This window comes from Fodinicola feengrottensis (assembly GCF_039530045.1).
GTDB lineage: Bacteria > Actinomycetota > Actinomycetes > Mycobacteriales > HKI-0501 > Fodinicola > Fodinicola feengrottensis.
Window position 1 is genome coordinate 70,465 of the sequence record NZ_BAAANY010000023.1, and the last position, 19,809, is coordinate 90,273.

Here is a 19,809-nt window from a genome sequence, read left to right on the forward strand (position 1 = left end):
AGAGGAACTCAAGTGGCAAGCGCACAGGTACGCACCGTCCTTGGCGACATCGACCCAGCGGACCTGGGGGTCTGCGACGCGCACGACCACCTGTTCTTCCGGAGCCCGCTGTTCCCCGGCCAGGAGTTGGACGACCTGCCGGCCGCGATCGCGGAGACCACCGCGTTTGCGCAGCTGGGCGGCCAGGCGGTGGTGCAGTGGTCGCCGTTGGGCACCGGCCGGCGAGTGGACGCGCTGGCCGAGGTCTCGCGGCGGACCGGCGTCCACATCGTCGCCGCCACCGGCCTGCACCAGCTCGCACACACCGACCCGGCGCTGGTCGAGCGGGTGCGGGACAGGCTGGCCGAACTGTTCGTCGACGAGCTGACCGTGGGCGTACGCGCGAACGACGACCCGGACGGCGAGACGTTGCCGATCAAGGCGGGGATGATCAAGGTCGCCGGCGGTTTTCACGGGCTCGACCCGCATGCCCGCTACGTGATGGCCGCGGCGGCGGAGGCGCACCACGCCACCGGTGCGCCGATCGGCATTCACCACGAGCTGGGCACCGCCGTGTTGGACGTGCTCGACCTGCTGTGCGGCGGCCTTGGCGTACCGACGAAATCGGTCATCCTCGGCCACCTGAACCGGTCGGCGGACCTGCGGCTGCAGTCCGAGGCAGCCGCGTCCGGTGCCTTCCTGGCCTTCGACGGCCCGTCGCGGGCGAACCACGCCACCGACTGGCGGCTGCTGGACTCGCTCGTCGGGCTCGCCGCCACCGGCCACGCCAGCCAACTGCTGCTCGGCGGCGACACCACCACCGCGGCGGCCCGCTCAGCGACTGGCGGCGGCCCGGGAATGCCCTATTTGCTGCGTCGGATCCGCCCCCAGCTGGAATCCGAACTCGGCACCGAGCCGGCGGCGGCCATCTTTCGGGACAACCCGGCTCGGGCTTTCTCCTACCAGGTGAGATAGTCGCCAACAGTGGTCGCGGTGTAGGTCTGGCAGGAACACCAGTCGACCAGCACGACCTCGGCCAGATCCATGAACTCCCGCAGGCATCGCAGAACATCCTCGCCGGGATGCGCCACCGAGCGCCTTTCCACACAGAGCGCGGTAATCAGCTCGTCGCTGACCGTGCCGTAAAGAGTGAGCGATCCGCCGGCTATCGCGAAAGAATCCGCCACATCCGCACTGCCGCCGCGCAAAGCGACCACCTGATCCGCCGGCGGGAAACGAGAGGCCAACCATTGATACGGCACTTTATGCGGGAGAGGAATAAGTGGCTGGGTCCGCACGTAGATTGTTTCGAAGCCGTACGCATGGCCGTCTTGGTCCCGATGCGCATGTTGCAGGTAGACCTGCCGAATTTCGCTTAGTTCGGCCTCAACCACGTCCATGAGTCCCTTGTGGACCATCTCGACCTGGCGCCAGTCGTCCTCGTGAATCTCCAACCGGCCGGGACCGGTGGCGTTTTCGCCCACGGTCGGCAGCGGATCGCAAATCGTCGGCCGGGAGTAAAGGACGTCTCGTGCCGGCACCATTTCGATGCGCCGCAAGGTCAGCACGAGCTCACCAGCGGTGGTGGCCTGCGCCGCGGTCGGCGGCTCGGCCTGACGCACCAGCCAGGTGGACTCCCCCAGCTGAACTGTCGTGTCCGCCTCGAAACTGGCCGGCAACTGAGCCACCGACAGCTCACTGCGGGCGATCTCCTGGCCGTCGTCGGCGTCGACGAATACCACCCTCACCGTCTCGGCCGCCGTCATGCCCCGATCTTATCCGCGCCAATGCACTTTTCGCGGCGAAAAACCAGGTTCCCCGGCGGCTTCCAGGGAACCGGACAAAACGCCGCCGTACCGCATTCCACTCAGCGGTCCGGGCATAGCGTTGCCGGGGCTGGTGTTGGCTCTGAACATGAAGGTACGCATCGGTGTGGGCCTCGGCGCGGCGATCGGCCCGGCTGAGTTCGGCGGCGCGATCGACTTGCTGGAGAAGGCAGGCATCGACTCGGTGTGGTTGTCCGAGGTGGTGACCTCGGCGCAGGTCGATCCCTTCGTGGGGATGGCGCATGCCCTTTCCCGCACCGAACATCTGAAGGTCGGCACCGGCGTTGTGGTGCTGCCCGGCCGACATCCAGCGCTGGTCGCCAAGCAACTCGTGTCGCTGGCTGGCCTCGCGCCGCGCCGGGTGCTCCCAGCATTTGGACTGCAGGCGGCCCGACCGTACGAACGCGACCTGTTTCCGGTCCCGCGCGGGCGCCGGGCGGCCGTCTTCGACGAGGCACTTCAGTTGCTGCGACTACTGTTGCGGGCCGACAACGTGAGCTTCGAAGGCGAATTCTTCACCGTGGAAACCCTCACGATCGGCCCGAAGCCGGCCAAGCCGCTGGACATCTGGCTGGGCGGCTTCGCGCCGGCGGGGCTGCGTCGGGCCGGCCGGTACGCGGACGGATGGCTCGCCAGTTTCATCACGCCGCAGGAGGCGCTGCACGGCCGGTTGGCGATTGAGACGGCCGCCGCCGAGGCCGGCCGGGAAATCGAGGAAGACCATTACGGCATCTCGATCGCGCTCGCCACTGACGACATCCCGGCGGAACTGATAGCGCTGTCACGTGGACGTCGCCCCGAAGTTGACCCGGCCGACCTGATCCCGCGCGGCTGGTCACAGATGCGAACGCTGATCTCACGCTATGTCGACGCAGGGCTGACGAAATTCGTCGTACGCCCGGTGGACGCCGGCTTGACCTTTGAATCCTTCGTCGAGGACTTCGTCACCCACCTTCAACCGCTGCAGGGCTGAAGGCCTGGAACATGATGTGCAGGCCGACATAGCCTTCGGTGGGGTGGTGGAAAGCGCCCGGCACCACGGTCAGCGTCTGAAATCCCAGTGAGTGCCAGAGTTCCACCGCCCGGGTGTTGGCTTCCACCACGGCATTGAACTGCATACCGCGGAATCCGTCGGCCCTGGCCTGCTCCACCACCCGCTGGCCGAGCGCACGTCCGGCGCCGTGGCCGAACCGGCGCGGATCGACCATGAAGCTCGCGGTCGCGATATGGGCGGCCGGACCTTCCTTGTTGGGCCCGGAAACCGCGGTCCCGATCACTGTCCCGGCGTCGTCGACGGCCACGATCGTACGACCCGGTGGCGCCGGGAACCAGCGGTGCCGGGCGGCTTCCTCGGTGATGTCGCGATCCCACGAGAAGGTCAGCCCGGCGGCCGCGATATCCCGCATAAACGGCCAAATGGCTGGCCAGTCGTTGGCGGTGGCCTCCCTGATCATCATGCCGACAATCTGCCTGAGACGAGCCTTTCGAGCAAGCACGTTATAGCTGGAACCGAAGCACCGGCTTCCGCGTCGAAGCGGCAACCGTTCCGGCGTACAGGAGAAATCGTCATGCCGCTCACCATCACCTTTCACCGGCGCACCGTCGCCGTGGTCCTCGCTTTCGTCGTCGCGGTCGTGCTCGCTTTCGTGCTGGGCCTGCTGATCAGCGGCCGCTCCGAACCGGCGCTGGCGGACACTCCGGCGCCCGCGCAATCGGCTTTTCCCGGCATCACCGTCACCGGGTTGGGACAGGCCAGCGGCGCGCCCGACACCTTGGTGGTGAATCTGAGCGTACGCACGACGGGTGCTGACGTCTCGACCGCTCTTTCGCAGGCGAACAATGCGATGAACCGGGTCCGTGGCGCGCTCGGCAACAACGGCGTTTCCAGCGACAACATCAAAACGTCGGGAGTCTCACTCAACCCGAACTACCAGTACAACGGCTCAAACCAGCAGATCGACGGCTATAACGCCACCGAGTCGGTGGCCGCCACCTTGCACGATCTCAAGAATGCCGGCGCGGCCATTTCGGCGGCTTCCAAAAGCGGCGGCAACGCGATGACCATCGACGGCGTTTCTTTCGACGTACAGAACGACTCCGCGCTGCTGTCCACCGCCCGGGCCGCTGCTTTCGCCAACGCCAAGGCCAAAGCCCAGCAGTACGCGAGCGCCGCCGGCCGGTCGCTCGGCCCGGTCGTACGCATCGGCGAGACCATCGAGCCGCCCACCGTCACACCGAGCGCTGCAGGCTCGAAAGACTCCGCCCCCAGCCCGGTCCCGATCAGCCCCGGCACCACCAGGCTCTCGGTCACCGTCGACGTCGTTTTCGGCCTGGCGTAGACAATCGCGGCACCTTCCCGGCTGGCTGGGAAGGTGCCGCGACCGATCAACCTACGACTGGCACGGGTTGCCGGCGGGATGCGCCGACGTGCCGTGGAAGTCCGCCTTCGACTCGGCCACCACCACGTCGGTGAGCAACGTGTGCAGGTAGACGGCCCGCTGGGTGACCGACGTACCGGTCGTCACGGTGTTGTTGATGTGCAACGTACCGATCACCAGCGGAATATCCACCGGACCGGAACCGACAGTCACCGGTACGCCGTCGATCGACACTCCGGTGACCTTGGACGAGCTGGTCAGTTTTGGCGCCAACCCAGAAGGTCCGGCCACACATTCGACCTGGGCCTGGGACTGGACGACGGTGAGCTTCACGGTCTGCGCGGCCGCGACAATGGTCACCGAGGCGAGCGTCGCCTTCGCCGAGCCGTTGTCGCCAGCGGCCGGGCCGGCCCCCGTCAGGTCGTTCGGCTGCTGGTCGGTCAGCGCGTCCAACCCGTTTGCCTGCACCGAAATCAAGCCGGCCGACACATTCACCCGAGCCACCGTCTGGTGGTCGTCCCGGCACGGCGCGTCCGGACCGTTCGCCACCACCGGCTCCGTGCTGGCGATCCGTATCACACTGCTCCGGCAGGAGAACGTACCGTTGCGGTCATCGTCGATGATGGTCCCGACACCGTGACCGTCCACAATGGCCGATCCGCTGGCCGCGGACAGGTCCACGTTGAAGGTCTCGTTCGGTTCGTCGACCAGATCGCCGATCACCGGGACGGTGACCGTCTTGGTTGTCTGTCCTGGCGTGAAAGTCAGGTCACCGTTGGTCGCCTGGTAGTCGCTGCCGGCCGTCGCCGTTCCATCCGAGGTGGCGTAATGCACCGTGACCGGTTTGTCACTGGCTGGCGCCAGCGAAACAGTGAAGTTCGCCGGTGTCGTACCGGAATTCCCCTCCGTGACCGTCACGTCGTTAATCGAAAGCCCCGGCACGTGCACGGTGATCTGTTCCAGGAATCCCTGGGACATCCCGTTGACCTGCCAGTCCACCGTGCAGTGGTACGTGCCGGCCGGTGCGTTCGCGGCCACCTTCACGGTTTCCGCGAAAGTGGCGTCACCGCCGCTTTCCACCACCTGGTTGGGATGGTCGAACGACAACGCCAGGTTCGCATCGCAGGGCGCGACCTTCGGCGCCACCGTCACCTTGATCTTCTGGATGCCCTCGAGAATCTTTTGGGCCACCTGGTCGGATCCCACGTTGTCCAGGAAAACGCCACCGGTCTCGTTGGCCACCCGGCTCGCCTGCCCGGCGGAGTCGAGCCCATCACCGCTGTCGGTGTGGACGCCGACCAGCACCACCCGGATCCCCGGATTCGCTTTGAGCACGGCGATCGCTTCGTCCAAGGTGTGTCCACCGCTGGGATCATGCGACGACGAATCACCGAACAGTGCGATGATCCGGGTGCCACCGTCCCGGTAGTGCACAGCGCCGGTCGCCAGCTGGTAAAGGGCATTCACCCACGCCTCAGGGGTGTCCACCCCGTCGCCGACATTCCAGTGGCCGATACCGGTCTGCACCGCGGTCTGATCGCTGGTGATGTCCTGGTCCACCTGGAACGGAACATCGCTGGGATCACTGTCGAAATCCTGGTACTGAGCGGCCCCGAACTCGGCGTCCAGATTGGACTGACCGGCCACGGTCTGCATGACCATGGTCGCGTTGCTCCGTACGTTCGCGATCGCTGGGCCCATACTTCCGGTGGTGTCGGCCAGGAAAACGATGTCGGGCTTTGGTGGTACGGGTGCGGTGTGGACGGTTTTGTTGACGACCGCGCTCTGACCCGGGCCGAGGGTGAGATCGACGTTCGCCGGATCCACCCCGCCGGCCGCGGCCGCGGACTGAATGCCCAGCGCGCCGATCAGTGCGGTGGCCGCGAGCGTTGCGACCACCGCTCGCAAGCCTAATTTTCCAGTGAAGAATCTTGACACTTCACGCCTCCCCAGTGCGTGGAAATGGAATCCGGGTGTGATTTCCGCGGTCCGCCCCGGTACGGACCGCTGAAGAATCCCGGCTCCGCTTGATCACTTCAACCGGGCCGCCGGCGAAGTGTCCTAAGAGGCAGGGGGCGTCACCTTAATGCCGGGATTACTGACGTAGTTCTGGCGTACTTGCGTCAATACTGTCTTAAAGTCCGGCCTTGTTCGGCACCCCGAACAAAGCCATACGCACAGGTGGCCGGATTGGGCCGAGACCGGTGCCAACGTTGACATACCCGCGATCCCTTGCACTAATGAAAGCAAAAGTGACGCCAGCCACCGTCGACGAAGATTTGCCGCATCGCGGAGGAAATCCGCTCCCCATCCGGTTCAGCCGTACGCCGGCGCCGGGCAGTGCCGCCGGACCGTGACACCGGTTGACAGCGCCGGCCAGCCGAAGGAGTGTGCTCATGTCCACGCCCCACCAACCCGGCCTGTCCCGCCGATCCCTGCTCGCCGGTGCCACCACCATCGGCGGCGGCCTCTTGTTGCCTGCTGCGCTCGCCGGCTGTGACGCTGGCGCCGGTGACGGGACCGCCACCCTGACCTTCTCCTGGTGGGGCGGCGCGGCCCGGGCCACCCTCACCAACAAAGTGCTGGATCTCTACACGAAGAAAACCCCAAGGTCACCTTCAAACGACAGTGGCAGGCGTACAGCGGCTATTACGACAAACTTTCCACCATGGCGGCCGGAAACACCGCGCCGGACATCTTCCAGATCGACGAGGACGGGCTGGCCCAGTACGCCAGCCGGCACGTCACGCTGGCGCTGGATTCCTTTGTCGGCAGCCGGATCAAGATGGACAAGTTCTCCCCCGGCCTGCGTCAAGCCGGCCGGGTGGACGGAAAACTGCCAGCGTTGCCGGCCGCGGAAAACACCCCGGCGCTGGCCTGGGATCGGACGATCGCGCACCAGTTCGGTATGCCTGACCTGAAAGCGGGCATCAGCTGGAATGACCTGGTCACCTGGGGTGCCGAGCTGACCGCCAAGAGCGGTGGGAAAATCTTCGGGACACAGGACCCGAGCGCGGTTTTCCAGGCCCTGCAGGTGTGGCTGCGACAGCGCGGCCAGCAGGCGTACGACGGTGCCAAGGTCGGCTACACTGCCGCCGATCTCACCGAATGGTTTCAGTTCTGGGCCACTGCACGGAAGAAAAACGCCACTCCGCCGGCCGACCTCACGCACGTCGCGAACGCCGGCGACCTCAGCAAGTCCCTGCTGGCCACCAAACAGGGCGCGACCTCGTTCCAGTATTCCAACCAACTGGAAGAAGCCAGCAAGTCCACCGACCACGACCTCGCCCTGGTGCCGTATCCCGGCCCGCCGAACGCCGCTTGGGCGCGCTCCTCGATGTACTGGTCGGTCTACACTGGATCGAAATTCCAGCCGCAGGCCCTGGACGTACTCAACTTTCTGGTCAACGACACCGACGCCGGCAAGATCCTCGGCGCCGAGCGCGGGCTGGCGCCCAATCTGACCGTACGGCAGGTGGTGACCCCGCTGCTGACACCGGCGATGAAGGCGTCGGTGACGTACGAGACCGAGCTGTCCGCCACCTTCGGCGCGACTCCGCCAACGCCGCCCAAAGGACACGTACAAGTGCGCAAAGTCCTGTTGCAGGAAGCGGAAAACGTCCAGTTCGGCAAGGCGACCCCGGCCCAGGCGGCGAATCAGTTCATCGCGCAGGCCTCGGCCGCACTGAGCGGCGGCTGACCATGACGGTCGCCACCCCGGCAGCCCGATCAGGGTCGGGCCGGCCCGCGATTCGCCGGAAACCAACCGGCCGGGAAACCGTGGCTGGATATGTCTTCCTGTCCCCATGGCTGCTGGGTTTGCTCGGCATAACGGCCATTCCGATGCTCTACTCGCTTTATCTGAGCTTCACCGACTTCGACCTGCTGAGCAGCCCGCAATGGATAGGCCTGGCCAACTACCAGCGAATGTTCACCAGCGACCCACAGTTCTGGCATGCCGTCCGGGTGACGATCGTCTTCGCGGTCACGTCGGTGCCGCTGAAACTGGCCGCCGCTCTCGCGGTGGCGTTGCTGTTGAACCGAAAACGCCGCGGCACTGGGCTGTTCAGAGCACTGTTCTACCTTCCGTCACTGCTGGGCGGCAGCGTGGCGCTGGCGATCGTCTGGCAGGCGATGTTCGGCGGGAACGGTGCTTTCAACGGCCTGCTGCGGATTTTCGGCATTCCCGGCGAGCCGTGGGTGAACGACCCGAACACCGCGCTGGGCACCCTGGTGCTGCTCGCGGTCTGGCAGTTCGGCGCGCCGATGGTGATATTCCTCGCCGGGCTCAAACAAATCCCGGCCGAGCTTTACGAGGCGGCGCGGGTGGATGGCGCCGGCCGGTTCCGCCAGCTGCTCAGCATCACGCTGCCGATCCTGTCCCCGGTGATCTTCTTCAACCTCGTCCTGGAAACCATCCACGGCTTCCAGGGCTTCACCGCCGCCTTCGTGATCAGCAACGGCACCGGCGGCCCGACCGACTCCACCATGCTCTACACCCTTTACCTTTACCTGCGCGGATTCGGCGACTTCAAGATGGGCTACGCGGCGGCGATGGCCTGGGTCTTCGTACTCGCCGTCGGGCTGCTCACCGCGGTCCTGTTCGGCACCGGCCGGATGTGGGTGCACTACAGCGACGCCGGTGAGCGCTGATGGCCGGCGCCCGGCGGTGGGCCGGTTTGCTGGCATTGCTGGTATTGCTCGCGGTGGTGCTCTATCCCCTGCTGTGGATGCTCGGCACCGCGCTGAAATCCCCACAGGAGGTGGTCAGCAACCTTTCTCTGTGGCCACAACACCTCACGTGGGCGAACTTCGCCGACGGCTGGAACGCCCTGCCCGGCATCACCTTCGGCCGGTTTTTCGTGAACAGTACGCTGATCGCGGCCGCCGTGGTGGTCGCGAACATGGTCTCCTGCCTGGTGACCGCGTACGCACTGGGCCGGCTGCGGTTCCCGCTGCGCAAGGTGTGGTTCGCGGTGATGATCGGCACTCTGCTGCTGCCACAGCACGTGCTGATCGTGCCGCAATACGTGCTGTTCCGGAACTTCGGCTGGATTAACACACCGTTGCCTTTGATCATCCCGAAACTGCTGGCCACCGAGGCGTTTTTCGTCTTCCTGATGGTGCAGTTCATCCGTGGCATCCCGGCCGAGCTGGACGACGCGGCGAAAATCGACGGCTGCGGCCCGTACGGCGTCTTCCGGCACGTCATCCTGCCGCTCAGCCGGCCGGCACTGGTGACCACGGCGATCTTTTCCTTTATCTGGACCTGGAACGATTTCTTCACCCAACTGGTGTATCTGAACGACCCCACGACCTACACGATCCCGGTGGCGCTGCGGACCTTTCTGGACTCATCCGGGCAGAACCAGATCGGCCCGATGTTCGCGATGGCCGCCCTGTCACTGCTGCCGGTCTTCCTGTTTTTCCTTGCCTTCCAACGATTCCTGGTCGAAGGAATCAATACGAGCGGGTTGACCGGATGACCGGCTGGAAGGAGGTCGTACGCGCCGGCACCGACCTCGCGATCATCGGCTTCGCGGTGCTGGCGCTCTCGCTGCCGGTGCTGACCGCCGGGGCGGCCCTCGCGGCCGGCTCGGCGGCGGTGCATCACTGGTGCGAGCACGGCGACCTGCCACCGGCTCGGCTGGCCGGCCGCTGGTTCGTCGGCGCCCTGCTGCCAGGCCTGGGCGCCCAGACCTGGGCAGCCGTCGTCACCGCGATCCTGGTCGCGGACGTACGCGCCCTGCTGGCCGGCCACGTTCCCGGCGGCACCGCGCTGGTCCTCATCACGGTGCTCGTCGCCACCTACGCGATCGGAGTCGCGGCGCTCACGGTCGTCCAAGTGGGCCGTACGCAGGCCCGGGGCTGGTGGGCCGCGTTGCGCGCGTCCGTACGCCCGCAGCGCGGCTCAGCCGCCGCCACGGCCGCTCTGAGCGCGGTGGTCGGCATCGCCGTCGTCCTCGCCGCGGCGCTGCCCGCGACCACCCCGCTGGTAGTGGCATTCGCCCTGTTCGCTGGACATGTAACGGTCCGAAGACTGCGGAGGGACCGTTAGTTGGCGCCGGAACCGCCGTCCCTCGGGCGCAGGACACTAGGACCTGCGCGTTTTGACAAGTTGCACCGCGACCTGGATGTGGCCGGCCGGTACGGCGGCGTCTTCGGTGATCCGGTAGCCGGCGCGTTCGTACATGGTGATGTTGCGGGTGCTGCGTTTTCCGGTGAACAACTCGAAAGTCGTCGCCCAGACCGGTGCCTGCTCCTCCGCGTAGGTCAGCAGCCAGCGGCCGAGCCCCCGGCCGGCCAGATCCGGAGCGACCATCAGGCGCCCGATCTCCCAGGTGTCACCGACCGTACGTGCCCGGACCGCGGCGATCAGCCGACTTTCCAGCCGCACCGTCCACACCGACCAGGTGCGCACCCAGTCACGTACGTCTTCGAGCGTCTCGTGCAACGCCGGAATGTCCAAGGTGTCGTTGAGCAGAGCCTCTTGCATCCAGCAGCAGCGCTGCAGGACCAGGATCTCGGCGGTGTCGGACGTGGCAGCGGGGCTCAACTCCGCGCGCTCCAGGTCAGGAAGGTCGATGAGGTGCACCCGTCTGGTGTAGGCGATCAGCACCGGCACGGCAAGGGAATTCACACCATGCCGCGGCTGGAGCGGGCGACGGGAATCGAACCCGCATGGCTAGCTTGGAAGGCTAGGGCTCTACCATTGAGCTACGCCCGCGCGTAACCACCTCTGAGATGGTACCTGGCCGGCCATTCCGGCATCCGCACCGGCCGCCGTGCGTACGAGCGAACTCCGCCCTCTAGACTGGTGCGGACCGGGGTGTGGCGCAGTTTGGTAGCGCACTCGCTTTGGGAGCGAGGGGCCGTGGGTTCAAATCCCGCCACCCCGACTCCGGATCTGGGTGGTCCTTGCTCGCGGAAAACGCGAGCGAGGATCCTCCGTTATCGCCCCGGGGGCACGGCCCCCAGACCCCCACGCCGGGGGCAAGCCCCCGGACCCCCTGTGTGGTGGCTGACTAGTTGCGTGTGGCCTGGGCGACGATCGCCTCCGCAGTGGACCCACCCAACGGCCTCACCCATCCCACCACCAAACCGGACAAAACGATGAAGGCTCCTGCTGGTGGCAGGAGCCTTCTCTATCGGCTGGAGCGGCCGGGTCCGGCCGCGTCAGAGGTCTTCGTCGGCGAAGGTGAACGAGCCGGGTGCGCCGAAACCGCCGCCGGTGGACAGTGCCAGCATCGGCTCCGCGTCCGGCGCGTCGCCGTCGATCACGGCGGATCCGGTGCCGGGCAGGTGCCAGGCGGTTTCGGCTAGTACGTGGCCGTCGCCGCGGCTGAGGTCGGCGCTCAGGTTCCAGCCGCGCGGGCCGCGCTGCAGCTCGATGTAGAACACGATGTCCTTTTCGCCGGCCACCTCACGGCGCCCGATGCTGAGGTGGCCGCGCGGCGAGAACGCGGTCTCCACGTGCGCGAATCCGCGCCAGCGACGCGGATCGATGCGGGACAGGTCGCCGACGGCGCCGTTCAACCGGCCCCACAGGGTCTCCAGCGGCATGGTCATGGCAAAGTCCTTGCGACAGGGGGATTTGACAGATCGGTGGTCAGTGCCTCCAAAACACGAACCTATCGCCACCCACTGTCAGATCCCTGTCTTTTCGCTGTCGCGCACCAGCGACCCGACGCTATAGACAAATGGCATGGTTTCCGACCAACAGCTACTCTGGCATTTCTCCGACAAACCAGATATTCCCGAATTCCGGCCCCACGTGGCGAAAACGGCCGACCTCGCTGAGCCGTACGTATGGGCAGTGGATTCCGCCCATCAGTGCGATTTCTGGTTCCCTCGCGAGTGCCCGCGAATGCTGTTCTGGCCCGAGTCCGCTGCGCCCAGCCCAGCCGCCAGACATTACTGGCCGGTTCGTCCCGCGTACACGCGATCGAATGGTCCTGGTTGGACCGGGTAAGGCACGGTGTGCTCTACCGGTACGGCTTCGAGCCGGCGCCGTTTCGTCCACACGACAACCCCACCTGGTATTGGCTGGCCGCTCGTACGATCCGGCCAGTCGTCCTGGAACCCGTCACTGACCTGCTCAAACACCACGAGGAAGCGGGCATTGAGCTGCGCGTCGTGCACAGTCTTTGGCCGTTACGGGACTTGGTGGTGGAATCTGGCTGTGGATTTTCCGGCATCCGGCTGCGAAACGCCACGCGGCGCCCATAATCGATAGCGCTGGTGCAGCGTCCCTCATACCGGTACGGTCCGTCCGAATACCAGCGCCCCGGGCGGGTCGACACAAAGCTGTCAAGGGCGACGGGGTACGACGAAGTGCCAGGAGGTGCGGCATCCGAGCGGAAGTGGACTTGGCCGCGTCCCCGCAAAGCGCCCGCGCGGCGCGTACGTTCGTCGCCGAAGTGCTGTCCGAGTGGGACGACCATCGCCGAGTCGAGGCCGCCGCCCTTCTGGTCAGCGAGCTTGTCACAAACGCCATTGTGCATGGCGACGGCCCCATCCAGCTATCGGTCGACCGGACAGCCCACCACGCCGTCCTGCGCGTCGAGGTCGCCGACCACGGGTCCGGCTTGCCCACCGCGCAGGCCGTCGCCGCCGACGCGCTGTCCGGCCGCGGCCTCGCCATCGTGGCCGCGGTGGCCGACCGCTGGGGCATCCAACCGACCTCCACCGGCAAACGGGTCTGGTTCGAGCTGTCAGACGTGTAATCCAGTGGCCAGAAGTTGAGGGTTCCGTTACACACGAGATGTGACGAACACTGAGCAGACCGACGGCATCGTGTTGCGGCCGTTCCAGGAAGACGAGTTCCGGACCGCGGTTGAGTTCATCAACAGCATGTTTTTCGAGGCCTTGCATGAAGAAGACGTCGAAGAAGAACGCACACTGCTGGACCTGGAACGCACCACGCTGTTGGCCGACGGCGACGAAATCGTTGGTACGGCCGGGATCTACACCCGGCGGATGACGGTGCCGGGCGCCGTGGTCCCGACGGCCGCGGTGACCTGGGTCGGGGTCGCACCGACGCATCGCCGACGCGGCCTGCTGACCCGGATGATGAAGCATCAGCTGCACGGGCTGCACAACGCGGCTGACGGAGAACCAGTGGCCGCGCTGTGGGCATCGGAGACGGCGATCTACGGCCGGTTTGGCTACGGCATGGCGATCCGCCGAGGCTTCGTCGAGGCGCAGCTGCGGGACATCCCGATCCGCCCGGACCTGCGCCCGACCGGTGGCCAGGTTCGCCAGCTCAGCCCGAAAGCCGCGCTGCCCGACCTGGTCTCGGTGTACGAGCAGGCCCGGCCGTCCCGGACCGGCTTCCTGGACCGAACCGACCCCTGGTGGCAGCGCAAGATCCACGACCCGGAATACGACCGCAACGGCTTCACCCCCGTACGCGCCGCTGTCTACTCCGTGGACGGGCGCCCGGAAGCGTACGCGCTCTATCGGGTCAAGGAGAGCGACACCCAGGTAGGCCCTGACTCGTTGCTGCAGGTCAAGGAGCTGATCGGCACGTCCGGTGCGGCCGAGCTGGCGATCTGGGAGTTCATCACCTCGCTGGACCTGCTGCGCCGCGTCGAGTGGTACAACGCGCCGCTGGACCTGCCGATCCGGCACGCGGTGGTGGAGTCCCGGCGGATCGCCGACCGGACCAGCGACTCGATCTGGGTCCGGCTGGTCGACGTCGATCGAGCGCTGGCCGCCCGTACGTACTCTGCCGCTGTCGACGTGGTGCTGGACGTGACGGACACCCTGTGCGGCTGGAACGCCGACCGGTGGCGGCTGCGCGCGGAGCCGGGCAAGCCGGCGACCTGCGAGCGTACGCAGGCGCCCGCGGACCTGGCCCTGTCCGTCACCGAGCTGGGCGCCGCCTATCTGGGCGGGACCTCGCTGGCGACCCTGGCGGCCGCCGGCCGGGTCACCGAACTCCGCGCCGGCGCCCTCCGGGAGGCCGCCATCGCCTTCCTGGAGCCGCGCCCGCCGTTCTGCAACGACGGCTTCTAACGCCCTGTCAGACCGCGGGTTGGCAGGTGGGGCACCAGTAGAGGTTGCGGGTGGCCAGCTCCGCGGTGCGTACGGGCGTGCCGCATACCCGGCAGGGCTCGCCCGTACGGCGGTAGACATAGCGGCCGTCGCCGGGCCGCGGCGGAGTGGAGATCCGCGTCTTGTTTTCGGGCCGCAACGTGGTGATCCGGCCGGTCCTTACGCCCGCCTTCATCAAGGCGACCAGGTCCGTCCATAGCTCCAGCCACTCGTCCTCGGACAGGTCGCGGCCCGGCCGGTACGGGTCCATGCCAGCGCGATAGAGCACCTCGGCGCGGTAGACGTTGCCGACACCGGCCAGCACGCTCTGGTCCATAAGAAGCTGGGCGATCGGCGCCCGGCTGCGGCCCAGCTTCCGGAAACCGCGAGACAGGTCGGCGTCTCTGCGCAGTGGATCGGGCCCGAGCCGGTCGGTGATCGCGGCTTTCTCCTGGGCGGTCAGCAAGGTGCAGGCAGCTGGGCCACGCAGGTCGGAATACGCGCCGTCGCCGACCATCCGCAGGCGTACCTGCCCCACCGGCTCCGGCGGCCCGTCCCCGTTGGTCAGCTCGGTCAGCGCGAAAGTCCCGTAAAGACCCAGGTGGATGTGGATCCAGTCGGCGCCGTAGCGATGGAAGAGATGCTTGCCGTACGCCTCCGTCCGGTCCAGCACCCGGCCATCGCAACGGGCCGCACCGGCCGCGAACCGGCCCTGCGGACTCGACAGCTGGACCGGCGAGCCGCCATAGCGGCGGCGGTGTTCGGCGGCGAGCCGGTGGATCGTGTGACCTTCGGGCACTATTGGCTCCAGGGACCAGCGAGCGGTTGAGGTGACAGTGGGGCAGAAACGGCATTCCCATGATGCGGCCAGGCGGCGCCGGCGGGTACGCCCGGGTCGTGGCCCGGCAGTGGCGTCCGCTGGTGACGCGCCGGAGGACCTCCAGGCGGACGACCTCGCTGTGGACCTCCAGGTGGACGACCCGCAGCCAGGCACGGCCGAGGCCAGCACGGGTGAGGCCAGTACGGTTGCGGCGGTCACGGCCGTCACGGCGGACGCGCTGGATGAGCCGGTGACCGAGCCCGCGGCCGTACCAGTGCCCACCCAGCCGCATCCCAAGCCGGCCGGGCCGCCGGCTCCCGGTCCGACCGCCAACCGCCCGCCGCCGGTCCGCCGAGCCCGCCCACCTGGGCCGGTCGGGCACGGCACCCCGGCACCGATCCGGGAGGCGATGGGTGGCCTGCGTGGCCTGGTCGGTGCCGGCCCCACCCAGCTGCCGGTGCAGATCGCGATGCGGGCTCGGGATGCTTCACGGCCAACCGAGGCGGACGTGGCCGCCGCCGAGCGTGACGTCGCTGTCGTACGCCGTCATTGGACCCCGCCTGACAGCTCCTGAAACCGATAAGCCGTGGTCAAGATCACCAACGCTGCCCGGACGGCCAGAATAAGGCCGGCACGGATTGGGTACGCTGTCCGTTGACCAAGATGTCCCGCGGCACTGCTGAGCCGGGACGATCGGTGAAAGTCCACCGGCGCGATCGATGCGTGGTGGCGATCCACACGGGGCGGAGCACAGGGGCGGAGGACCACCGTGGCGGCCGGGGAACCCTCAATGGCGAGGGAAAGCACGGGCTGGGTGACGGACATCGCGCGTTATTGGCGCCTCTTCGTCGCGCTGGGTGCTGTCATCGCACTGGTCGTCATGACCGCGGACATCCTCATCGAGGGGTCACTGCGGACCTTCGACGGAACCGTCTCGGAGATCTTCGACACCCGCGCCGGACTGTCCCTGCACACCGGCCTGGTGGCGCTGGCTTTCATCAGCGAGGACGTCTACGCGGTCGGCCTGGTCGTCGCCGTTCTCGCGGTCGCCACCATCGCGGCCCGCAGCCTGCGACCGGCGCTGACCGTGGTCGGCACGATGGCGGCGAACTGGGTGGTCATTGAGGTCATGAAGACCGCTTTCGGGCGCACTGCCCCGGACACCGGCGAGGACCTCTTCGGCGTCAACGCGCTCTCGTACCCATCGGGCCACTCCGCGAACACGATCATCATCTGGACCCTGCTGCTGCGGATCATCTTCGGCCTGTGGGGCGACAAGATCAGCTTCCTGAGCACCCCGCTGCGCCGGTTCCTGGTGGTCGCTTCGCTGGCCGTGGTGTTCGGTGGATCGCTGGTCGGGCTGAACTACCACTGGCTGACCGACATCGTGGCCGGCTGGCTGATCGGCATCGCGCTGTCGATGCTGGCGCCCTCACCGCTGCCCGAGCACCTGCGGCCGGAGAACCGGCACCTGCGGGAGGCGGCTCAGCGTACGTCCGCCAGCACCAACCCAGCGCGCGCTTTCGGGACGAACCACGTGCTCTTGCGGGGCATCTTCTCCCGGGACAGGTTGACCGCCACGAAGTCGTCCACCGAGACCGGCGCCACCAGGACAGCCGCGACGGCGTCGCCGGCGTCCACCTCGGCCGCCAGCCACGACGGGCCGTAGTCCCCGCCGACATAGCTGATCCGCTTGTCGTCCGCTGCCATCCCCAACACCTGCCCGAAGAGCACCCGCTCAATCACCGCGTGATCCAGCTGCTGCGCCACCTTCTGGGCCACCTTCTGGGCTACTTCGCCCGCTGGCTGCGCCGGCAACGCGATCTCGTACGTCCTGCCGCCCGCGTAGAGCACCACTGTGCCGGTCGCCGGGATCTCCGGACCACCTGGCTTCTCCCGTACTCCCGCGCCCGCCTCCGTCAGCTTCGTGAGCACCGTCGGCAGGTCGGCGTCCCAGCGCCTGATGAGCCGGTCGTACGGCGCGATGCGGACCGAGTCGGAAGTGGTGATGACTGCCAGGAAGCGGTCGAGGCCGGCCTGCTGCGCCGACAGGCTGCGGTGGTTTCCGTCCGCCACCACCAGCTCGCCGCCGCCAGCCAGTGCGAGCAGCCGGTCAGCCACCTCCCCAGGCCCGAGCGCCCACACCTCGTGCCGACGACCGGCCGCGTCGGTGTCCGTGACCTTCGGCGGGCCGGCGATCGCGTCGATCAGGGCCTGTTTCAGGGCGTCCGCGTGCGCGGTCTGGATCAGGAGAACCGGCGACAACAGCGTCTTGAGACGCTTGGTGAGCGCGGTCCGCTCGACCACCTTGGCCACGAACACGTCCTCGTTGCGTACGACCAGGCCCGGCTCGTCCGCCGAAGTCGAGATCTGGTCGGTCGCCACCGCCGCGAAAAGTCCATAAGTGACCTGGTCGCCCTCGGTGATCCGATATGGCGCGACCAGCTGGTCGACCTGCTCGTACGTGCCATCCTGTTTCTGTTTCCGCAAAGTGGCCGCCGCGCCGTTCAGCGCCGCGGTGAAATCCTGGCCAGCCTTGACCGCCGCCGGCGTACAGTGCGGCATCTCGATCGCCAGCGCCGACCGCGGATTCGCGTCGATGACCGCGATGATCTCGGTGTCCGCGGCGAACTCGTCATAGTTCGACGCACCCGTACCGCCGGTGGAGACCCAGCCCGCCTCAATCGCGGTGACCACCTTGTCGCTCTGCATCCGGCGAGGCTACCCACCCGCCCGGCGCTCTGTCCGCCGGCCACAGCGGTTTTTAGCCAGGCGAGTCACGACCTCCTGGGCGAGGGCCGGTGCCTCAAGGTCAAAGGCGAAAGTCAGGGCCTCAGGGCCTCAGGGCCTCAGGGGCTCAGGGGCTCAGGGCCTCAGGGCCTCAGGGCCTCAGAGGCTCAGAGGCTCAGAGGCTCAGAGGCGAGCGCCTTAGGGGCGAGGGTCAAGGTCTGCCCTGCGGGCGGCGCCTCTAGGAAGAACTGGTTTGGGTTTGGTCGTTGCGTAGGTGGGTGGTTGGGTTGCTTGTTCTCCCCGTCGGCGCCCAAGGGCAGCACATTTCCTGGCCCGGCGGCGGAGCTTGGGTGCCGTGCCCGGCTTTTGTTTGCCGCCGCCGGGTCAGGAAATGTGCAGGGCTACGCCCGCCGACGGGGAGAACAAGCAGCCCACACTCGCGAAAAAGCACATCCCCTCACCCCACTCCATCGACGCCTCGCGCGCCCCACCCACTTTCGCCGACCCTCACGCGACCCCACCCCTCACCTCCAGGCGCACTCCACCTACCCCGCTACTCTGCGCCACCACACTTCCCGGATTCGGCTACCTTCCGCGACATCCGTTGTTGATCTTGGTTAGTTTGCCTACCCAACCCAGACATTTCAGACCGATGTCCGGTTTGAGTAGACCAACTAACCAAGATCAACAACTATCGTCCCAAAGAGTGGGACGAGCGGGTCGCAGGAGTCACAGGGACCCCATCAGTCCCAGCTGTCACAGGCGAGGGGTCGAGTGCGGTACAAAAGCCCGCACTCGACGTCGAGCGGTGCACAAAGTCCCGCACTCGACGAGCGACACCCGGGAAACTACTCGGGAAACGCGACAAAACAGGGCACAGAACTAACCAACTCGATCACCAGCAGCGCGAGGTGTCCGGTCTCCCCGTCGGCGGGCGTAGCCCTGCACATTTCCTGGCCCGGCGGCGGCGAACCAAACGCAACCACCCACCCAAGCTCCGCCGCCGGGCCAGGAAATGTGCTGCCCTTGGGCGCCGACGGGGAGAACGGACCACCGCAACCCCGTACCCAAGCCCCACGCCACACCAAAACCCGCAAGAACCGGGATCCACCCTCCCCCGAGGCAACCGCCGCTCTTGACCTTGACCTTCGACCTTGACCTTCGACCTTGACCTTCGACCTTGACCTTCGACCTCGAACGTCAGGTTTGACCCACTCAACGAAAAAATCACGCGCGCGCGTCCTCAAACCCACCCCCCACCCGTCACTGGGTGGGGGCCAGAAAACAGCACACGTACGACAGTTTTGCGCCGCGTCGGTCCTGTCACAGACAACTGGTGCTCGGGTGGTTGCCGGCGGCGGGTTAGTCGAAGATCGGGCCGACCGTGCGGGTGCGCTTGATTTCGTAGAAGCCGGGGGTGCTGGCGACCAGCAGGGTGCCATCCCAGAGGCGGGCGGCGGCGTCGCCCTTGGGGGCCGGGGTGACGACGGGGCCGAAGAAGGCGACCGTGCTGCCGTCCGGGCCGGGGACGTGGATAACGGGGGTGCCGACGTCCATGCCGACGGCATCCATGCCTTCGTGGTGGGACTTGCGGACGGCCTCGTCGAGGTCCTTGTTGTCAGCCGCCTCGAGCAGATCGGCCGGGAGTCCGGCATCGGCCAAGGCGGCGGCGATCACGTCGTGGACGCTCTCGGTCGCGTCCTCGCTGAAGGCGCTCTGGCCGCCGGGGTGGAAACGGGTGCCGATGGCCGTGTAGTACGAGCGCAACGCGTCGGAGCCGAGTCGCTGCTCCACGGCGATGCCGACCCGGACCGGGCCCCAGCCCTTCGCGATCCCTTCTTTGTACTGTTCGGGCAGGTCATCGCGCCCTTCGTTCAGCACGGAGAGGCTCATCACGTGAAACCGCGTCTTGACCGGACGCACCTTTTCCACTTCCAACATCCAGCGCGAAGTCATCCACGCCCAAGGGCAAAGCGGGTCAAACCAGAATTCGGCGGTCACCGTTTCCGCTTCGGTCTGAGCAGACACTGAAGGATCC

At 66.9% G+C, this 19,809-nt stretch carries 18 protein-coding genes, 2 tRNA genes and 2 pseudogenes; 13 read left to right on the forward strand and 9 right to left on the reverse strand.

The window, feature by feature from the left end; genetic code table 11:
- Positions 1-12: 12 nt before the first annotated feature.
- Positions 13-954, forward strand: coding sequence for a phosphotriesterase family protein (locus ABD301_RS28455; RefSeq protein ID WP_344313434.1), 942 nt, complete (start codon positions 13-15; stop codon positions 952-954).
- Here the strand turns inward: ABD301_RS28455 and ABD301_RS28460 are convergent.
- Positions 939-1,745 (reverse strand): hypothetical protein, encoded by an 807-nt coding sequence (locus tag ABD301_RS28460; RefSeq protein WP_344313435.1) that lies wholly within the window; start codon positions 1,743-1,745, stop codon positions 939-941. The two genes, ABD301_RS28455 and ABD301_RS28460, sit on opposite strands and share 16 nt — an antisense overlap.
- Positions 1,746-1,893: 148 nt before the next feature.
- Between ABD301_RS28460 and ABD301_RS28465 the strand changes: the two genes are divergently transcribed.
- Positions 1,894-2,778, forward strand: a complete 885-nt coding sequence (locus tag ABD301_RS28465) for a TIGR03854 family LLM class F420-dependent oxidoreductase (RefSeq protein WP_344313436.1) — start codon at positions 1,894-1,896, stop codon at positions 2,776-2,778.
- Here ABD301_RS28465 and ABD301_RS28470 read toward each other — a convergent pair.
- Positions 2,750-3,262, reverse strand: coding sequence for a GNAT family N-acetyltransferase (locus ABD301_RS28470; RefSeq protein WP_344313437.1), 513 nt, complete (start codon positions 3,260-3,262; stop codon positions 2,750-2,752). The two genes, ABD301_RS28465 and ABD301_RS28470, sit on opposite strands and share 29 nt — an antisense overlap.
- 111 nt (positions 3,263-3,373) lie before the next feature.
- On the opposite strand from ABD301_RS28470, the gene ABD301_RS28475 reads away from it, so the two are divergent.
- Positions 3,374-4,144 carry an SIMPL domain-containing protein gene (locus ABD301_RS28475; RefSeq protein ID WP_163571621.1) on the forward strand — a complete coding sequence of 257 codons (771 nt, stop codon included), beginning with the start codon at positions 3,374-3,376 and terminating at the stop codon, positions 4,142-4,144.
- Positions 4,145-4,195: 51 nt separating this feature from the next.
- Here ABD301_RS28475 and ABD301_RS28480 read toward each other — a convergent pair whose 3' ends face one another.
- The gene (locus ABD301_RS28480) at positions 4,196-6,082 is read right to left on the reverse strand and encodes a Calx-beta domain-containing protein (RefSeq protein ID WP_344313439.1); all 1,887 of its coding nucleotides are present in this window, start codon (positions 6,080-6,082) and stop codon (positions 4,196-4,198) included.
- Between the two features lie 643 nt (positions 6,083-6,725).
- On the opposite strand from ABD301_RS28480, the gene ABD301_RS28485 reads away from it, so the two are divergent.
- The 4 genes from ABD301_RS28485 to ABD301_RS28500 are packed head-to-tail and all read left to right on the forward strand — an operon-like array spanning position 6,726 to position 10,241.
- Complete coding sequence (locus ABD301_RS28485; protein WP_344313440.1) at positions 6,726-7,883, forward strand: ABC transporter substrate-binding protein; 1,158 nt, start codon at positions 6,726-6,728, stop codon at positions 7,881-7,883.
- Positions 7,884-7,885: 2 nt separating this feature from the next.
- Positions 7,886-8,836 carry a carbohydrate ABC transporter permease gene (locus ABD301_RS28490; RefSeq protein ID WP_163571619.1) on the forward strand — a complete coding sequence of 317 codons (951 nt, stop codon included), beginning with the start codon at positions 7,886-7,888 and terminating at the stop codon, positions 8,834-8,836.
- Positions 8,836-9,669 (forward strand): carbohydrate ABC transporter permease, encoded by an 834-nt coding sequence (locus ABD301_RS28495; protein WP_163571618.1) that lies wholly within the window; start codon positions 8,836-8,838, stop codon positions 9,667-9,669. Before ABD301_RS28490 ends, ABD301_RS28495 begins: the two co-directional genes overlap by 1 nt.
- Complete coding sequence (locus tag ABD301_RS28500) at positions 9,666-10,241, forward strand: hypothetical protein (protein ID WP_344313441.1); 576 nt, start codon at positions 9,666-9,668, stop codon at positions 10,239-10,241. Before ABD301_RS28495 ends, ABD301_RS28500 begins: the two co-directional genes overlap by 4 nt.
- A 36-nt stretch (positions 10,242-10,277) precedes the next feature.
- Here ABD301_RS28500 and ABD301_RS28505 read toward each other — a convergent pair whose 3' ends face one another.
- Positions 10,278-10,823, reverse strand: a complete 546-nt coding sequence (locus ABD301_RS28505) for a GNAT family N-acetyltransferase (protein ID WP_344313442.1) — start codon at positions 10,821-10,823, stop codon at positions 10,278-10,280.
- Positions 10,824-10,836: 13 nt separating this feature from the next.
- A tRNA-Gly gene (locus ABD301_RS28510) sits at positions 10,837-10,910 on the reverse strand.
- A 98-nt stretch (positions 10,911-11,008) separates the two neighbouring features.
- On the opposite strand from ABD301_RS28510, the gene ABD301_RS28515 reads away from it, so the two are divergent.
- Positions 11,009-11,082: transfer RNA gene (locus tag ABD301_RS28515), tRNA-Pro, on the forward strand.
- Positions 11,083-11,359: 277 nt separating this feature from the next.
- Here ABD301_RS28515 and ABD301_RS28520 read toward each other — a convergent pair.
- The gene (locus tag ABD301_RS28520; RefSeq protein WP_163571616.1) at positions 11,360-11,752 is read right to left on the reverse strand and encodes a hypothetical protein; all 393 of its coding nucleotides are present in this window, start codon (positions 11,750-11,752) and stop codon (positions 11,360-11,362) included.
- Positions 11,753-11,888: 136 nt separating this feature from the next.
- Here ABD301_RS28520 and ABD301_RS28525 point away from each other — a divergent pair.
- The 3 genes and pseudogenes from ABD301_RS28525 (at position 11,889) to ABD301_RS28535 (ending at position 14,203) form a co-directional block, all read left to right on the forward strand.
- Positions 11,889-12,412, forward strand: a pseudogene (locus ABD301_RS28525) (DUF6886 family protein).
- A gap of 140 nt (positions 12,413-12,552) precedes the next feature.
- The gene (locus tag ABD301_RS28530) at positions 12,553-12,909 is read left to right on the forward strand and encodes an ATP-binding protein (protein ID WP_344313443.1); all 357 of its coding nucleotides are present in this window, start codon (positions 12,553-12,555) and stop codon (positions 12,907-12,909) included.
- A 40-nt stretch (positions 12,910-12,949) separates the two neighbouring features.
- A complete protein-coding gene (locus ABD301_RS28535) occupies positions 12,950-14,203 on the forward strand; it encodes a GNAT family N-acetyltransferase (protein WP_163571615.1) in 1,254 nt (417 codons plus the stop codon).
- Positions 14,204-14,210: 7 nt separating this feature from the next.
- On the opposite strand, the gene ABD301_RS28540 is transcribed toward ABD301_RS28535, so the two are convergent.
- Positions 14,211-15,020 (reverse strand): Fpg/Nei family DNA glycosylase, encoded by an 810-nt coding sequence (locus tag ABD301_RS28540; protein ID WP_163571667.1) that lies wholly within the window; start codon positions 15,018-15,020, stop codon positions 14,211-14,213.
- Positions 15,021-15,051: 31 nt separating this feature from the next.
- Here ABD301_RS28540 and ABD301_RS28545 point away from each other — a divergent pair, with 31 nt between their 5' ends.
- Both ABD301_RS28545 and ABD301_RS28550 read left to right on the forward strand, forming a co-directional pair.
- The gene (locus ABD301_RS28545; RefSeq protein WP_344313444.1) at positions 15,052-15,615 is read left to right on the forward strand and encodes a hypothetical protein; all 564 of its coding nucleotides are present in this window, start codon (positions 15,052-15,054) and stop codon (positions 15,613-15,615) included.
- Positions 15,616-15,831: 216 nt separating this feature from the next.
- Positions 15,832-16,710: a phosphatase PAP2 family protein gene (locus tag ABD301_RS28550; protein WP_344313446.1), complete on the forward strand. Its 879-nt coding sequence runs from the start codon at positions 15,832-15,834 to the stop codon at positions 16,708-16,710.
- 92 nt (positions 16,711-16,802) lie between these two features.
- Here ABD301_RS28550 and ABD301_RS28555 read toward each other — a convergent pair.
- Positions 16,803-17,753 (reverse strand): annotated as a pseudogene (locus ABD301_RS28555) (DUF1015 family protein); the annotation flags it as partial.
- Between the two features lie 1,380 nt (positions 17,754-19,133).
- Positions 19,134-19,799, reverse strand: a complete 666-nt coding sequence (locus ABD301_RS28560) for a mycothiol-dependent nitroreductase Rv2466c family protein (protein WP_425551992.1) — start codon at positions 19,797-19,799, stop codon at positions 19,134-19,136.
- Between the last annotated feature and the right edge of the window lie 10 nt (positions 19,800-19,809).

What these genes read in the sequence shown, in the direction of transcription:
- ABD301_RS28500 (WP_344313441.1), top strand. Translation starts at nt 9,666, where the DNA reads ATGACCGGCTGGAAGGAGGTCGTACGCGCCGGCACCGACCTCGCGATC.
- ABD301_RS28475 (WP_163571621.1), top strand. Translation starts at nt 3,374, where the DNA reads ATGCCGCTCACCATCACCTTTCACCGGCGCACCGTCGCCGTGGTCCTC.
- ABD301_RS28470 (WP_344313437.1), bottom strand. Translation starts at nt 3,262, where the DNA reads ATGATGATCAGGGAGGCCACCGCCAACGACTGGCCAGCCATTTGGCCG.
- ABD301_RS28495 (WP_163571618.1), top strand. Translation starts at nt 8,836, where the DNA reads ATGGCCGGCGCCCGGCGGTGGGCCGGTTTGCTGGCATTGCTGGTATTG.
- ABD301_RS28460 (WP_344313435.1), bottom strand. Translation starts at nt 1,745, where the DNA reads ATGACGGCGGCCGAGACGGTGAGGGTGGTATTCGTCGACGCCGACGAC.
- ABD301_RS28465 (WP_344313436.1), top strand. Translation starts at nt 1,894, where the DNA reads ATGAAGGTACGCATCGGTGTGGGCCTCGGCGCGGCGATCGGCCCGGCT.
- ABD301_RS28520 (WP_163571616.1), bottom strand. Translation starts at nt 11,752, where the DNA reads ATGACCATGCCGCTGGAGACCCTGTGGGGCCGGTTGAACGGCGCCGTC.
- ABD301_RS28490 (WP_163571619.1), top strand. Translation starts at nt 7,886, where the DNA reads ATGACGGTCGCCACCCCGGCAGCCCGATCAGGGTCGGGCCGGCCCGCG.
- ABD301_RS28550 (WP_344313446.1), top strand. Translation starts at nt 15,832, where the DNA reads ATGGCGAGGGAAAGCACGGGCTGGGTGACGGACATCGCGCGTTATTGG.